Origin of the sequence: Longimicrobium sp., assembly GCA_036377595.1 — a bacterium.
Taxonomy (GTDB): Bacteria; Gemmatimonadota; Gemmatimonadetes; order Longimicrobiales; family Longimicrobiaceae; genus Longimicrobium.
The window spans coordinates 1-15,796 of record DASUYB010000006.1 but is presented as its reverse complement, the minus strand read 5'-3'; the positions used below and the strand labels follow the sequence as shown (position 1 = coordinate 15,796).

At 66.5% G+C, this 15,796-nt stretch carries 15 protein-coding genes; 11 read left to right on the top strand and 4 right to left on the bottom strand.

Annotated elements, in window-relative coordinates; all coding sequences use genetic code 11:
* Nucleotides 1-35: 35 nt before the first annotated feature.
* The 3 genes from VF092_00840 to VF092_00830 all read right to left on the bottom strand — a co-directional run bounded on the left by VF092_00840 (nt 36) and on the right by VF092_00830 (nt 5,621).
* Nucleotides 36-1,382 carry an alpha-amylase family glycosyl hydrolase gene (locus VF092_00840; GenBank protein ID HEX6745829.1) on the bottom strand — a complete coding sequence of 449 codons (1,347 nt, stop codon included), beginning with the start codon at nt 1,380-1,382 and terminating at the stop codon, nt 36-38.
* On the bottom strand, nt 1,379-4,660 hold the full coding sequence (treS, locus tag VF092_00835; GenBank protein ID HEX6745828.1) for a maltose alpha-D-glucosyltransferase: 3,282 nt from the start codon (nt 4,658-4,660) through the stop codon (nt 1,379-1,381). The genes VF092_00840 and treS overlap by 4 nt, the downstream gene beginning before the upstream one ends.
* 781 nt (nt 4,661-5,441) lie before the next feature.
* Nucleotides 5,442-5,621, bottom strand: coding sequence for a hypothetical protein (locus tag VF092_00830; protein HEX6745827.1), 180 nt, complete (start codon nt 5,619-5,621; stop codon nt 5,442-5,444).
* 392 nt (nt 5,622-6,013) lie between these two features.
* On the opposite strand from VF092_00830, the gene VF092_00825 reads away from it, so the two are divergent.
* From VF092_00825 to VF092_00775, 11 genes are all read left to right on the top strand, one after another.
* Complete coding sequence (locus VF092_00825) at nt 6,014-6,985, top strand: hypothetical protein (protein HEX6745826.1); 972 nt, start codon at nt 6,014-6,016, stop codon at nt 6,983-6,985.
* A gap of 790 nt (nt 6,986-7,775) precedes the next feature.
* Nucleotides 7,776-8,129: a hypothetical protein gene (locus VF092_00820; protein ID HEX6745825.1), complete on the top strand. Its 354-nt coding sequence runs from the start codon at nt 7,776-7,778 to the stop codon at nt 8,127-8,129.
* A 569-nt stretch (nt 8,130-8,698) separates the two neighbouring features.
* On the top strand, nt 8,699-10,117 hold the full coding sequence (locus VF092_00815; GenBank protein ID HEX6745824.1) for a phophatidylserine decarboxylase associated domain-containing protein: 1,419 nt from the start codon (nt 8,699-8,701) through the stop codon (nt 10,115-10,117).
* A gap of 117 nt (nt 10,118-10,234) precedes the next feature.
* Nucleotides 10,235-10,441, top strand: a complete 207-nt coding sequence (locus tag VF092_00810; GenBank protein ID HEX6745823.1) for a cold shock domain-containing protein — start codon at nt 10,235-10,237, stop codon at nt 10,439-10,441.
* Between the two features lie 191 nt (nt 10,442-10,632).
* Nucleotides 10,633-11,073, top strand: a complete 441-nt coding sequence (locus tag VF092_00805; protein HEX6745822.1) for a nuclear transport factor 2 family protein — start codon at nt 10,633-10,635, stop codon at nt 11,071-11,073.
* A gap of 144 nt (nt 11,074-11,217) precedes the next feature.
* Nucleotides 11,218-11,994: a nucleotidyltransferase domain-containing protein gene (locus VF092_00800; GenBank protein HEX6745821.1), complete on the top strand. Its 777-nt coding sequence runs from the start codon at nt 11,218-11,220 to the stop codon at nt 11,992-11,994.
* Nucleotides 11,991-12,380, top strand: coding sequence for a VOC family protein (locus VF092_00795; GenBank protein HEX6745820.1), 390 nt, complete (start codon nt 11,991-11,993; stop codon nt 12,378-12,380). Before VF092_00800 ends, VF092_00795 begins: the two co-directional genes overlap by 4 nt.
* Nucleotides 12,381-12,440: 60 nt before the next feature.
* Nucleotides 12,441-12,836: a VOC family protein gene (locus VF092_00790; GenBank protein ID HEX6745819.1), complete on the top strand. Its 396-nt coding sequence runs from the start codon at nt 12,441-12,443 to the stop codon at nt 12,834-12,836.
* A 136-nt stretch (nt 12,837-12,972) separates the two neighbouring features.
* The gene (locus tag VF092_00785) at nt 12,973-13,572 is read left to right on the top strand and encodes a cytochrome P460 family protein (protein HEX6745818.1); all 600 of its coding nucleotides are present in this window, start codon (nt 12,973-12,975) and stop codon (nt 13,570-13,572) included.
* A 279-nt stretch (nt 13,573-13,851) separates the two neighbouring features.
* Complete coding sequence (locus tag VF092_00780) at nt 13,852-14,676, top strand: hypothetical protein (protein ID HEX6745817.1); 825 nt, start codon at nt 13,852-13,854, stop codon at nt 14,674-14,676.
* 366 nt (nt 14,677-15,042) lie between these two features.
* Entirely contained in the window at nt 15,043-15,297 is a 255-nt protein-coding gene (locus VF092_00775; protein ID HEX6745816.1) for a hypothetical protein, read from the top strand.
* Nucleotides 15,298-15,579: 282 nt separating this feature from the next.
* Here VF092_00775 and VF092_00770 read toward each other — a convergent pair.
* Nucleotides 15,580-15,796, bottom strand: a 217-nt coding sequence (locus tag VF092_00770) for a hypothetical protein (protein ID HEX6745815.1), incomplete at its 5' end; no start/stop codon positions are given.

Here is a 15,796-nt window from a genome sequence, read left to right as displayed (position 1 = left end):
TGCCGGCGAAGCACGCGGAAAGGCTGGCGCGGCGCCTACTCCTCCAGCACCGGCGGCGGCGATGCAGGCACGGCGGCCGACGAGGTCAGCTCGGGGAGGACGTAGGCCACCTCCGCGCGGCTGAGCGAGATGGTCTCGCGCACGGGCTCGCCGGTGTGCGGCGCGCCGTCGCGGCAGACGCGGAACAGGCGGTAGCCGGGCGCCAGCGCGTCGACGGCGATGTCCACCAGCCGCACCTCGCGCGGCTCCGCCCACACCTTGTTGACCAGGATCCACCCCTTCGCCGCGGCGGGCGCGTCCGAGGCGCGGCGCTCCAGCACCAGCGTGTCCTCCCGGATCCCGCGCGGGGCGCGCAGCACGCCCTCGCCCTGCAGCACCGGGTGCTGCTTCTTCAGCGCGTTCACCCGGGCGATGAAGCCGCGCAGGTCCATCCACCGCCGCTCCCAGTCGCCCGGCATCGTCTTCACCACGTCCATCTGCGTGCGGAAGCCGAACTCGTAGCCCACGGGCATCATCACCCCCGCGCTGAACGCCGCCGCGAAGGCGTAGCGCTGGCGCTGCACGGCCTCGTCCCCGTTCGTCTCCTCCGCCAGCCGCGCGGTGTCGTGCGACTCGGGGAAGGCGATGGAGGGCGCCGCGTGCCTGAACACCTCGTGCTGGTCCAGCGCCCACGGCTCGCTGAAGTTCCACCACTTCGACGAGTTGAAGAAGTAGTCGAACCCCGCGCCCGCCAGCTGCGCCACGTCCTCCACCGGCGCCCCCAGCGTCTCCGCGAAGAAGACGACATCGGGATCGACCGACCGCGCCGCCTCGATCAGGTGCCGCCAGAGCGCCGCCGGCACCTTGTACGCGGCGTCGCAGCGGAAGCCGCGGAACCCGAGCTCCACCGCCTCGCGCACGATCTCCGCCCAGTACGCCCACTGCGCCTCGCGGCCGTGCGCCGGCATGTTGTCCATGTCCGCCAGGTCGCCCCAGACGGTGATCTTCGACGGGTCGTCGGGGTCGCGCACGAAGGGCGAGCGCACCTGTCCGTCATCCCCCCACCGGTACCACTCGGGGTGCTGCTGGATGAGCGGGCTGTCCTTCGACGTGTGGTTGACGACCAGGTCCATCACCGGCTTCAGCCGCTGGTCGCGGATCTTCTGCAGCGCGTCGCGTAGCGGCTCCAGCGACGCGGGGTCGGCGCCGGGGGGCACGAAGAGCGGGTTCAGCCGCCGGTAGTCCTTGATGGCGTACAGGCTCCCCGAGAAGCCGGGATACTGCCAGGGGTTGAGATAGAGCCAGTCGAACCCCATGGCCGCGGCGCGGGCGGCGTGCTCGGGCCAGCGCGTGGCCGGGCCGACCAGGCGGGGGAAGAGGTTGTAGATGAGCGGCGGCGTCACGCGGCGCCCTCCCCCGCGATGGCCAGCACGCCGTGCAGCGGCACCCACACCCACTCGGGACGGTTGTTCATCTCGTATCCCAGCTCATAGACCGCCTTCTCCAGCTCGAACACCGCCAGCGCGCGCAGGGTCGCGTTCAGGTCGCTGGGGACGACGGGCGAATCTCCCAGCGTCTCGCGGTAGGCGGAGATGAAGAGCGAGCGCACCTCCGCCCGCCACGCCTCGGCCCAGCGCTCCACCGACATCCGCACCGCCAGGTCGTCGATCTTCAATCCGTGGAGCGACAGGCGGACGGCGTAGTCGAACGAGCGCAGCATCCCCGCCACGTCGCGCAGCGCGGAGTACTTCGCCCGCCGCTCTTCGAGGGGACGCGCGGGCTCGCCCTCGAAGTCGATCACGTACCACTCGTTGCCGTCGGGCGCGGGGTGCGCGCCGCGCAGCACCTGGCCCAGGTGGTAGTCGCCGTGGATGCGCACCTTCACGCTGCCGGTGTCGGCCAGCAGCTCCAGGTCCTCGCCGCGCAGCCGCAGGTCGTTGGCCGCCCGCACCACCTGCGCCAGCCGCCCCTGGATCTCGCGCGGGAACGAGCCGGGAAGCGCATCCAGCCGCCGCGACAGCTCGCCCAGCACGCCGTCCACCTGCCGGCGGAAGCCGTCCGCCCAGCGCCGCACGTCGTCGTGCCGCACCGGCTCCGGCGCGAACGCGGGATCGTCCGTCTCCTTCGCCAGGGCCAGGTGGAGGCGCGCCGTCGTCTGTCCCAGCCGCCGCACGGCGGGGAAGAAGTCACCCGCCATGCGGTAGAGCGCGTCGCGCCCCGTCGGCGTGTCGGGATCGGCGGCGCTGCGGCTGGCCGCGCCCAGGAAGCGGTCCATCGCGCGGAGCGCCACGCTCCACGCGTCACCCCGGTTGTCGACGTAGCGGAAGAGGCCGGCCACGGCGGACTTCACCCCGTCCGTCCCCTCGTACTCGATCCACCCCGCCAGCTCGGGAAGCGAGCGGAAGCCGGCCTTCTCCACCAGGTGGCGGGTGACCTCCAGGTCGGGGTTCATCCCCCCTTCCAGCTTGCGGAAGATCTTCAGCACGTACTCCTCGCCGAAGACGATCGAGGTGTTGCTCTGCTCCGCGCCCATCGGCCGCGCCGGGCCCCGCACCGTGCGGTCGCCCGCGCTGGAGGTGGTGCAGCCGCTGAAGCGCCCGTTCACGCCGGAGATGGTGCGCTCGGAAAGGACCAGGTCGAGGAGCGATCCCGCCACGCGCCGGTCCAGCAGCGCGTCGTAGACGCGCACGTCGCCCCGCTCCGTGGCGTGCGAGAGGATCGCCTCCGCCTCCACCCCCGGCGCCGTGGTCGGCCGCAGCGAGACGGGAAGGAGGTAGACGTCCGGCTCGCCCTCGCGGTAGCGCACGCGAACGCGGGCGACCAGGACGTGCGGCGCGCGCTCGGGGCGGAGGACCGCGTGGTCGGCCAGCTCCACCCGCGCCACCTCGCGAGCCTTGCCGCGGAACCAGCGCTGGCGGTAGAGCCAGTCGTGCGGCAGCGCGTCGATGATCCCCGCCACCGACGCCGGGCTCTCCAGGATCGCGGTGTCCTGCTCGGCCCACTCGCGCGCCAGCTCGGGGTGCAGCTCCAGCTCCTCGGGCGTGCGCGACGTGCGCAGCGCGAACCAGAAGAAGCCGTAGGGACTCAGCGTCAGCGCGTACGGCGTCTCGTCGATCGGCAGGAACTCCGTCTCCCCCAGCAGCTCGACGGGGACGCGGCCGGCGAAGCGCGCGAGGTCGAGACGGACGGCCTGCGCCGCGCCGGAGAGGTTGTTGACCACGAGGATCGCGTCCTCCTCGTGCTCGCGGATGTAGACCAGGACGTGGGGGTTCTCCGGCTCCAGGAAGGTGATGGAGCCGCGGCCGAAGGCATGGTGCTGCTTCCGCACCCGGATCAGCCGCCGCATCCAGTTCAGCAGCGAGAAGGGCGACTTCTGCTGCGCCTCGACGTTGATCGCCTGGAAGCCGTAGACGGAGTCCGCGATGGCGGGGAGGTACAGCCGCGGCGCCTCGGCGCGGCTGAAGCCGGCGTTGCGGTCGGGCGTCCACTGCATCGGCGTGCGCACGCCGTCGCGGTCGCCCAGCCAGATGTTGTCGCCCATCCCGATCTCGTCGCCGTAGTAGATGATCGGCGAGCCGGGCATGGTGAAGAGGATGGAGTTCAGCAGCTCGATCTTGCGCCGGTCGTTGTCCATCAGCGGCGCGAGACGTCTCCTGATCCCGAGATTGATGCGCATCCGCGAATCCTGCGCGTACTCGCGGTACATGTAGTCGCGCTCGTCGTCGGTCACCATCTCGAGCGTGAGCTCGTCATGGTTGCGCAGGAACATGCACCACTGGCAGTTCCCGGGGATGTCCGGGGTGCGCTGGATGATCTCCACGATCGGCTTGCGGATCCCCTGGCGCACGGCCATGAAGATCCGCGGCATCAGCGGAAAGTGGAACGCCATGTGGAACTCGTCGCCGTCGCCGAAATACGGCCGCACGTCGTCGGGCCACTGGTTCGCCTCCGCCAGGAGGATTCGGCCGCGGTATTTCGAGTCCAGCCGGACGCGGAACTCCTTCAGGATGTCGTGCGTCTCGGACAGGTTCTCGCAGATGGTGCCCTCGCGCTCGATCAGGTACGGCACCGCGTCGGCGCGGAAGCCGTCGAGCCCGTGGTCCAGCCAGAACTCCATCACCTCGAACATCTTCTCCTTCACCGCCGGGTTGTCCCAGTTCAGGTCCGGCTGGTGGGCGAAGAAGCGGTGCCAGTAGTACTGCCCGGCCACCGGGTCCCACGTCCAGTTGCTGGGCTCGGTGTCGGTGAAGATGATGCGCGCCTCGCGGTACAGCTCGTCGCTGTCGCTCCACACGTACCAGTCGCGCTCGGGGCTTCCCTTCGGCGCCCGGCGCGCGCGCTGGAACCAGGGGTGGTCGCTGGAGGTGTGGTTGAGGACCAGGTCGGAGATGACCTTCAGCCCGCGGCGGTGCGCCTCCTCCATGAAGCGGGTGAAGTCGTCGACGGTGCCGTAGCTGGGGTGGATGTTCCAGTAGTCGGCGATGTCGTACCCGTCGTCGCGCAGGGGGCTCGGGTAGTAGGGGAGGAGCCAGATGACGTCGACGCCCAGCTCCTGCACGTAGTCCAGCCGCTGGATGAGGCCGTTGAAGTCGCCGATGCCGTCGCCGTTGGAGTCCTGGAAGGCCTTGACGTGCAGCTCGTAGAAGACGGCGTCCTTGTACCAGAGCGGGTCGTCGCTCACGGGCTCCTCGAAGATGATGATCCGGTCCGAAACGAAGCCCGGCGCCGGAGCGCCGGGAGGTGTGTGCGTCAGAATAGCGCGCGGGCGGCGCTGCAGGAAGCGGGCCTTGGATAGAGGTGACAAGCGGGTGCGAGTTTCCCCTATCTCCATATGCTGGCATGCATCCACTGAGTTCCCGAGAGTTCCGGAGCGACAGCATGTTTCCTTGCTTCCCATATTGTCGCAAGCAATTTGTTGAAGTGGAGTTGAGGCAGAGCATGAACTGCTGGGCAAGCTAGCGACAATGTGGGTCTATTGGAGGAACAACAGGTGAGCGCTAGGAATCCGAAGAGCTCAACCCCTCCGCCGTTTGATCGGGCTGATGCAAACGAACCATTTCCCACTTGGGCGAAGTTTGCGTGGCTCGTCGCCATACCGATCGCTACATTTTGGATTTTTTCTCGCGAACCAGAGGGACCTGCTCCACCGTCACCCCCTGTTCGGCTGATCCTCAGTGCCGTTCTCGGTGCGCTGTTCGTTACAGGTGTCGTGCTCGCATTACGATTCCTTCGTCATAGTTCTAACGATGTAAATCCTGCTGGGATCACCATCGCTAAGCGACTGAAGATAGCGGGGACAGGCTTATTACTTTTGCTTATCTCGGGCCTGATATCCGTGGAGGTTGACCGGCAGATGCGTGAGTATATTGCGGTTGGCCCCGGCCTCGACCCCAGAGGTGGTTTAGATTTGTTTGGGTGGGTGCTGAGACTCATGGGACTCGCACTCCTCGGCATTGCAGTCGTCACGCGTCGACGCAAGTCTTTGATGCGGCCCTGAAGTCGACGGCCAGCTCGTGCCCATAGTCCAAGCGCTGGATGAGGCCGTTGGAGTCGCCGATGCCGTCGCCGTTGGAGTCCTGGAAGGCCTTGACGTGCAGCTCGTAGAAGACGGCGTCCTTGTACCAGAGCGGGTCGTCGCTCACGGGCTCCCCTTGTGGTCCGAATTCCGGTCCCGAAACGAAGCCCGGCGCGCGGAGCGCCGGGAGGGTTGTCGCGTCAGAATAGCAGGCCGGTGGTGACGCAGGAAGCGGGACTTGCGCTGTGCGGTGAACGATTCAGTGAACTCCGCCGAACGTTTGCTTGTGAAACGAATGACGCACCCTCACGATTTTCTCGTCCTAAGCCGAAAAGCCTCTCGCGTTCCACCTTGGCTTCGGGCATCACACAGAACCTCAGAACGAACGCAGCGCCCGTTCGCACGCGATCCCCGGGCGTCTCCTCCTCACCATCAGAAAAATTTCATAGGCTCAGTATGAAGACGCCAGCATCTCTCGCCCCATTCCAATTCTCGCCTGATGAAGCAGATACAGAACCCATGACATGCTTCGTCATTCAGCCATTTGGCAAAAAGATCGATTCAAGTGGAACTGAGGTTGATAACGATGAGGTATATGACGCGCTCATGACGCTTTCGACTATCAAGCCAAGTATGCCGATCCACGTCTCTCGTGCTGACACGGGAACCATCAGCAGGGCTGACCTGCACGAGCACGTTGTTACCCGGTTACGTCGATCCGATTTCTGCATTGCTGACCTGACGGGGCAAAACCCGAACGTACTTTACGAGACTGGGATTGCAAAGGGGTTCGGAATCGCAGTTGTCCTGATCTGTCAAGACCGAAAAGATGTTCCAACAGACCTTGCAGGCTATATCACGGTCCGCTACTCCCCGGGACGACTGGGTGAACTCCCTGGCGCGATTGCTCAGCATCTGGACATGATCCGGGAGGAGGTTGCCGCGCGTCGCCACCGCCACGCGGCGCAGATCGATTACTTCGCGACCCGCAATGAAGCCAACATTCGTGCCCGCATCCTGGCCGCGACTGAACGCATCGACATTCTTCAGACTAACTTGGTCACAGTAGCAACCGACTATCTTCAGCAACTCGTCGAGAGGATGAATCAGCGGCCAAGCCTTCAACTGCGCCTGCTTACACTGAATCCACAGAGCGTTTTCGTGAACTATCGTGGTGGGCAAGTCGGGTTTGCCGATAACATCGCATTGTACCGCGAGGAGCTTGATACAAACCTTAAAAGCGTCCGTTTTGCCCTGCACAAATTCGAAGACCGCGTTCAGATACGCATATATGACGATTTCCCAACTCAAATCGCCTTCTACTTTGATGACGAAATTCTTGTATGTGTCGTCTCCGCAACCGGAAGAAGCCGAGACAACTGTGCGTTTCTCCTCGATGCCCGACTTTCAGGAGCGCAGCACAGCTTCAGCGCACATTTCGATTACCTGTGGAGCGACAAGAAAAGCAAGCCTTATCCGCTGCCCCAGTAGAAGCCGGGTCAGCGGCTTTGCACCGCAACCCGCTTTTGCCGCCAGCAGTTCTTCACCAGAGCCCAGAGACGACCATGCGTACCCTCATTCGGCTGGTAGGTCCGGTTATTACGGTTATCGGCATACTTTGCAATTTCGTGGGTATGGGACGCGATGGCTCTACCGCATCCGCACCGGACGTGGATTTCGTGCTGAGAGGTCCGTGTGTAGTGGTTTTCCTCGTCGGACTTGCTCTTAGCATCTATTCTGTGAAGAAGGGCTGGTGAAGAAACAATGCCGCCAAGTGCCACCGCTGGGTCGCGCACCTCCCACCAGCGGCTGTGCTACTGGTTGATGATCGGTGTAGGCGGGCTCCGCGGCGGCGGCGGGCGCGGGGTTCTTCGGCTGCTAGGGCATCGTGGCCTTCGATCCTCGTGACCCGGCGCACCCGTTCCGCGACTCACCGCGCTCCGTCCGCAGCGATCAGAAACAAGTGGCAGGGCCACTCCGACTCGAGCGCTCCTGCGCGTGATGCTGTCTGCTGGCGAAGAGCCTTGCGCCACGATTCGTTGCAGACACGTAACGCAACATTGCGCAGGTGATTGTGGCTCAACCTCCTCCCCACCCGTCGGATGTTCCCATCATTGAAGACCTTACGTGAACTCCCCTACGTGGATCAAACAATGCCACCGCGGCACAGTGCACCGAGTCGTCCGGGCGAGTCAGAAGGAACGGGTACGTATCCCGTGCCATCCCCGCGCGACGTGCCGACCGGCGGTGCCACATTCACCCCCTCAATCGGGAGAAGATCATGAAGAAGCTGAGGCTGAGCCTGGACGCGCTCGAGGTGGACTCCTTCCAGACCTCGGGGCTGGAACACTGGGGAGGCACCGTGCAAGGCGCGGGCGACAACGTCTCCGAGGGGGGTGCCACGCAGTGCGGCGGCGTCCACACGTGCGGCGAGGGCTGCCGGGTGACGGCCGGCGGTCCCACGCAGTGCGGCGGCATCCAGACGTGCGGCGCCGGCTGCGACAAGGTCTCGGCCGGTCCTGTTACGCAGTGCGGCGGCGTCGAGACGTGCGGCGCCGGCTGCGACAAGGTCTCGGCCGGCCCCGTCACGCAGTGCGGCGGCGTTGAGACGTGCGGCGCGGGCTGTAATAAGTGACGCAGGCGCCCCGCCCGGACCACATTCGGGCGGGCGGTAGCAACCACTGCCAGTTCACGCGGTAACGCGGAAAAACGGAGAACTGCACCTGGCCGCAGTTCTCCGTTTTCTGCGCACGGGTCGCATGCGTCCGAGCGACAGGCGGCCTGTGGCTCGGGAGCCGGCCACAGATTCCTCAGGCGCCACGGCTTCGGTCTGGAGGACAAAGCGGCGCAGCGCCTTCGGAATGACATTTCTTTTCCTCCAATCCAACAGTTGATCCGAAGATTCGGTATTACGTCTGTCTGCAAAACCCAGCTTGGCGCGTTGCAGCGATGTAACATCTCGTTACTGGGACGATGTGGCCAGGCCTAGTTACCTGTCGCGGATCTTCCTGTCTCGCAACGGTTTGCCGGGAACTGGCCGGATGGCTCGAACGATGCCGCTGAAGCCGGGCATCAGGCGCTCGCCGGCGCGAAACTCTGCCCGCCGATCACCCCTCCAGCACTGATCCAGCGTCGCCCCCCTTCCGCTCGGCCGTGGGAACTCGGCCTTCGTTGATGTTCGCCCGCCACAGATGAGGAGATCCCATGGCCCAGTCTACCCGCCGTACCCCGTCCAAGCCGCAGCGGAAGGTCAAGGTCGGAGCCGTCGTGGGCGCCAGCCCGCTGCTCACGCTCGAAAACGCCGGTCCCGTGCAGATGGGCTTCTGGGTGCCCAACCGCGTGTGGGCCACGGCGAAGTATCTCATCCCGCTGCGCGACCACATCGCGGCGAAGCGGAAGGCCGGCACGCTGGCCCCGCTGCAGCCCGTGATGCAGGAGTTCAAGCAGTGGGTGGTCGCCAACAGCGTCTACCGCATGTGGATCAACTGGATGATCGAGCAGGCCAACGACTTCGTCTGCGGCCTCGACGAGAAGACCCGCAAGGAGATCAAGGGCGACGGCGACGTGCTCTGGATCGAGGGGTTCGACGCCTTCTTCGAGATCCTCAACGAGATCATCACCACCTCGCCGTCGTTCAACACCACGGCCCAGGTGGGCACGCCGATGAACGGGTTCCTGGCGGTGTCGATGGCCACGGAGGCCGGCCTGGCGCTGTTCCACGACAAGGCGTTCAACCAGCAGTTCAAGAAGGTCCTCGACGCCTGGAACACCTTCCTCAAGGGCAGCGCCTCGCTCGACAAGCTCGACATCTCGGATCCCGAGAAGCCCGGCTCCTGGATCTCCAGGGAGGCCCACAAGAAGGGTGTGTGGGACCAGATGGTCCACGATCCCAGGGCGCCGGGATACGGCTTCGACTCGTGGAACTCGTTCTTCATCCGGCAGTTCGTCCCCGGCGCGCGCCCCTTCAAGGGTGATCCCAAGGTCGACATCAACATCGGCTGCGAAACCACCCCCTGGGAGTACCGGAACGACGTGAGGCTGGAGAGCAAGTTCTGGGTGAAGGACAACGACTACTCCCTGCTCGACCTGTTCGGCGGGCAGCGGCAGTGGGCCAGGCTCTTCGAGGGCGGCCAGATCTACCAGGGCTTCCTCTCCGCCACGCACTACCACCGCTGGAAGGCCCCGCTGGACGGAACGCTGGTGTGCTCGTGGGTGCAGCCCGGCACCTACTTCGCGCAGCGCCCGGGGCAGGGCGAGGACCAGGGCACCTGGGAGGGCACCGAGTCGCAGCCGTACCTCGGGCACGTGGCGGCCCGCGCCATCTTCATCTTCCACCACGAGACCGCCGGCTACGTGGCGCTGATCTGCATCGGCATGGTGGAGGTGTCGACGTGCGTGATCGAGCCGAGCACCTTCATCGTCGGGGAAGGCGCCGACCCCGTGGCGATCACCCGCGGCACCGAGATCGGCCACTTCGAATTCGGCGGCTCGACGCACATGATGATCTTCCAGAAGGACCGCGTGCGCCTGGAGAAGTGGGCGGTCGAGGCCGTGAAGCACCAGAACGACCCCAATCCCACGCCCCTGGGCAGCGTCATCGCCAAATCTCTGCGCAAGCCGTGACGAGTTCGGACAGGGACACCGGCAGCCGCGGAGCCCACTCGCGGCGCCGCGTGTTGATCGCCAGTCCATGTCACGCGGCCAGCCGCCGCACCATCGCATGGAAAGGAGGGCACCGCCATGTCGGAGATCGGTACCGTGAAGTGGTACAACGATGCGAAGGGCTACGGGTTCATCGTGCGTGAGCGGGGCGCGGACGTCTTCGTCCATCACGCATCGATCATCGCGGAGGGACACAGGACTCTCAACGAAGGCGACCGCGTCAGTTTCGAGGTGGTCGAGGGCCCGAAGGGGCTTCAGGCGAAGAACGTGATCAGAATCTCCTGAAGCGGCTCGAACGTTGACGGCTGCGCCCGCGCGATCCTACCTTGCCAGCAGACAACTGAATCGAACACGCCGGCCATAGGGGCCTCCTCGAGAGGTGCATGCGCCCGGCGTGATCACTGGCGGAATCCCTGGTCGCCTTGCGACCAGGGATTCCGCCTTTTCGCGTCCCTACCCCTCACCCGGAGCCGAACATGCGCACTGCACTCGTCCTCGCTCTCGCCCTTACGCTCCCCTGCACCGCCGCCTGCCAGCGCAGCGCCGAGCCCGACTCCGTGGCCGTGCGGCGCGTCGTGGAGCAGGTGGCGGCGTCGTTCGACCAGAACGACGCCGATCTTCTCGACCGGCTCACGAGCGACGACTACACCTTCGTCGCGCCATCGGGGGCCATCCAGACCAAGGCGCAGCGCCTGGCCCCCATGCGCTCGGGGCAGCTCCACTACACCTCGGCGCGCTACGACGAGATCGTCGTGCGGGTGTACGGCACGGCCGCGGTCGCCACGGCGCGCGTCGTCGTGCAGGCGAGGATGGGCGCCACGGACGCGAGCGGCGCGTTCCGCGCGACGCTGGTCATGTCCCGGATCCGCGGCCGCTGGCTGATGGTGGCCTCGCACGCCAGCGCGCTCGCGCGGTGAGCTAGGGGGATGGAGGACCGATGCGCTCGGCCTTCGCCAGTCTTGCGCGCTCACCTCGAACGCTTGACCCTTGTGGCATTCGGCGGTCACGCACTATCGCGCGGATCGGAACGAGGGATGATCGCATCAGTCGACCCAGGAGACATGACGCTGCATCCTGACGCGCCGCCGCTTCCTGAGTCCGTGCGCGAGCTCGCCGAGGTGCTCGCGGCGCTTCCGGGGGCCACGGCGGTGGCGCTCGCGGGCTCGCGCGCGGCAGGCGACGCGGACGGCGGGAGCGACTGGGACCTCACGGTCTACTACCGCGGCTCGATCGAGCTCGGCACGCTCGAAGCTTACGGGGAGGTGCACCCGCCGGGCGCCTGGGGGCGCATCATGAACGGCGGCGCGTGGCTCCAGGTCGGGGGCGTCGAGGTCGACCTGATCCTGCGCGACCTCGACGTGGCGCTGCACTGGACGCGGCAAGCCGAGGCCGGCGTGTTCGAGGTGGACCTGCTGCTCGGCTACCTGGCGGGCGTGCCGACCTACCTCCTCGCGGGCGAGCTCGCGTCGGGCCGGCTGCTCGCCGGCGAGCTTCCCGCGGTCGGTGCCGTCCCGCCCCGGCTCGCCGAGACCGCGCCGCCGCGATGGCGCTTCGCGCGCGACTTCAGCCTCGACTACGCGCGAATGCACGCCGCGCGCGGGAACGTCGCCGGGGCGGCCGGGCAGGCGGCGAAGGCGGCCATGGAGGAGGCGCACGCGCGGCTCTGCGAGCGCGGCCAGTGGGCGCTGAACGAAAAGCGCCTGCTGGCGATGGCGGGTCTCGACGCCCTCGGCGACGCGTTCACGCGGCCGCCGGCGCAGGCGAGCGCGCTGGGCCTGTGGGTGGACGAGATCGCGCGTGCGCTGGCCAAGCAGCCGCCGCCGGAGGAATCGCGATGAAGCGCACGTGGACGATCATCGGGGTGGGCGACGTGCCTGGCAGCTGCAGATGGTACCAGTCGCTGTTCGGCCAGCCGGAGACGCCGCCCGCCCATCCCCACTTCGCGCAGATCCTCGACGCGGATGGGACCGTCCTGCTGTGCCTCCACGCGTGGGGCGCCCATGAGCATCCGACGTTGATGAGCCCCGGGCACGCGACGCCCGGCAATGGCCTCCTCCTGTTCTTTCGCGTCGATGATTTCGATGCGGCCCTGCAGCGGGCGCGCACGCTCGTCCCCCGTTTCGAAGAGGAGCCCCATCTGAACCCGAACACGGGAACCGACGAGTTCTCACTCCGCGACCCCGACGGCTACTACGTCACGATCAGCGCACTCTCCGCGGCCTGACCAGGCTGCGCGGGCGGCCCGGGTGGAGCGGCTTGGACGAAAACCTCCAAGGGGGTCCACATGACACAGGCAGAGATTTCCAGCATCTCGCCGTTCTTCATCGTAAGGTCCCTGCAGTCGGCGCTTTCGTTCTACCGGGACCGGCTTGGATTCGAGGTCATCTTCGAGGGGCCTGCCGGCGACCCCTTCTTCGGCATCGTCAGCAGGGGCGGGGGGATGATCCTGCTCAAGGACGTCGGCGTAGATCCAGTGCCGAATTACACGCGGGACGTCAAACAGGGCGTCGCCCGCTGGGACGCTTACGTCGACGTCCCGGATCCCGATGCGCTGGCGGCTGAATTTGCGTCGCGCGATGTCGAGTTCTCCGAGCCGCTGAAGGACACGGATGACGGCTTGCGTGGGTTCGAGCTGAAGGATGCTGACGGCTACGTCCTCTTCTTCGGCCGTCCCCGGTGATGAGCGCCGGTCGAAACCCAGGGACGGTTCCTGTGGCAGATCACGGTGCAGATGCTGCAGATCGACGTCCTGCCCGGGGATGATCACACGTTCTTGAGATACGCACGTTCACAAACGCACCAGAGCTCCGGCACCCATGGAAGACGGCATCGACACACGAAGCATCGGCCGCCGCGGAGGTGTGGCAGGACGCACGCGTGCGCTCGCTTGCGGACTCGTCGCCGCGATCCTGGCCGGATGCCACGCGCCTGCCTCGGCCGGCACCGCTCCCGCGCTCGTAGAACCGGCCGTCTTCGCCACGTGGCCGCGGGTGACGGAGAAGCCCGTTCGAGTCAGTCGAGAACTGTCGATGCTCTGCGTCGCGCTTCCCGCGGGCGATGCGAGGACACGGGCGGCCAGCCCCAGCAGCCCACACGCGCATCATACGATCGTGGTGCGGGTGAGCCCGAACGCGATCGATGCGTATCGCGAGGGCAGGCCGCTGCCGGCCGGCGCGGTGGTGGTCAAGGAGAAGTACAACGACGCCTCGGCCTCGGGGCCGCTGCAGGCGTACGGGGTGATGATCAAGCGCGCGGCCGGGTACGATCGCCGCGGCGGTGACTGGGAGTACGGCTTCGTCACACTCGGCTCCAGGGCGACGGCGACGAGAGGCCGGCTGGAAGGCTGCGCGGGCTGCCACGAAAAAGCGCGGGAGACCGACTACCTGTTCCGCACCTATCCCCGGGTCGGCCGGTAGGACGAGACACTGAACGACCACTGCGCCCCACATCCACACGCGTAAACATCCCGGCAGCCGCGATCTCGTGGAGCACCGCCGCGGCATCACTGCCCCACCCCACCTGCGCCGGGACTCCGCCAAGTGCCAATCGTTTGCTTGTAGATCCCGCCATCCGGGCCTATCGTCCACGCACGATGGTGCCGGTCGCCATCAACCTCTCCGCGCTTTCATCCTCGTCCCGGCCTCGACGCCGCCGCCCGTTCGTGGGGCGCGGCCTCCTTCGCCAGTAGAGTCTCCATGACGATTGCCGTCGAGCCTGATCCGCCGCGGACAGAGCCGCCGCACCGCGTGCGCGCCGGGGCACGCCTGGCCGAGTGGGGGTGGGAGCGCATCCGCTGGCTCGCGGCCGAGCTGACGATCGTGGTGGCTGGGATCCTGATCGCGCTCGCCATCCAGAACCGGGTGAACGCGCGGGCCGACCGGGACCGCGAGCGCGAGTACCTTCGCGAGCTCCGCGCCGATCTCCTCGAGACCGAGCGGGTGGTGATGCGGGACGACTCCATCCACCGCCCCCGCGACCGCGCGGGCACCATGCTCCTGCACGCGTTCTTCACGCCCGAGCGCCCGCCGAAGGACTCGGTGCTCGTCTGGGCGATCACCGCGACCTGGTACGAGACGCCCCGACCCATCCTGGGCACCGCGGAAGCGCTGGTATCGACGGGCGATCTCTCCCTCCTGCGCGACTACTCGCTGCGCTCCGCCGTCACCGCGTATCTCGAGGAGAACCGGATGCTGACGACCGAGCAGCTCGCCGCCGAGGAGGTGTGGGTGCGGTCGTCGCAGCAGCTCAGGCGCGCCCTCGACTTCTCCGAGGGCCTCGAGCTGCTGCCGCCGGAGCGCCTGGACTCGCTCGCCCGGGCGGACCCTCTTTTCTACCTTCCGCCAAGCCCTCGCCGCCGGCCGTTCCCGCTCGACGTCGACGCGTTCCTGGGCAACCGCGACGCGTACGACGGCGTGGCCGACATGTACTGGGGGAAGCAGAACATGGCGGGGTTCCGGGCGACGATGCTGCAGAGCGCCCGCGCGCTGCGGGCGCGCGTCGAGGCGGCGCTGGCCGAGTAATACGAAATCCGAGAATGTGGATGCTGCGCCCAAGCCAACCCCACGCCGACGTCATCCTGAGGCCGGCCAGACCGTAATCAGCGTCTGTGCAAGAGCTTACAGGCCGAAGGATCTATCACCGCGGCAGCACGCAATTGGGGTCGGACGCACCAATACTCCATCCCGGAGTCGGTATAATCCGCTGGATCCGGTCTGACCGGATACGCCCGGCGTTGGAGCAGGCGCCCGGACGGATTTCGCCGAAGTGTGATTGTAGGACTTGCGTGATATGGTGATATATAACACTATATGTGTCGCGATCCGATTGCTGGATCGTGGCGCGCGAGCACCTCCGCGTCGCGCGAGACCACCACCACGGGAGGTCCCATGAAGAAGCTGCGGCTGAATCTCGACCTGCTCTCCGTCCAGACCTTCGAAACCAGCCAGGCGACGCACGCGCGCGGCACGGTGCAGGGGCACCTCCCCAGGACCGACCCCGAGGTGTGCCCGTACACGCGCAACTGGTACTGCACCTACGGTTACGAGTGCACGGCATACCCGGAATACTGTCTGGCCCAGCCCACGGCCGAGCAGTGCATCAACACCTACTCCTGCCCCGGCGGCAGCACGTGCACGGGCTGACCACAAGACGAGGCATCCCCTACGAGCGGTGATGCCGGCAGACGGGAAGGTGATCTCGCGCCGAGAGTGCCTCTCCCGATACTGATACCGAATCTCCGGATCAGATGTGCATTGGAGGAAGGAAGGAATGTCATTCCGAAGGCGCTGCGCCGCTCTGTCCTCCATGCCGAAGCCTTGGCGCCTGAGGAATCTCTGGCCGGCTCCCGAGCCATAGGCCGCCTGTCGCTCGGACGCAGGCCATAGATTCCTCGGGCGCCGCCGGGCATCAGCGCGATTGAAGGCTCAGAGCAGCGGCGCCGCTCGGAATGACAACCTATCGGAATGCACAATCAAATTCCGGCAGCTGGTATAACTCTCGTCGCCACCGATGCTTGCGGCGCCCGAAGGATCTACTCGACCTGCGTCGAGATCAGTGCGACGCGCCGGCATCTTCGCGGCCTCGGCAAGATCCTTCGTCGGCGCCGGAGCGTGGTGCGGACGAGGGTTCGGCGCGGCGCCT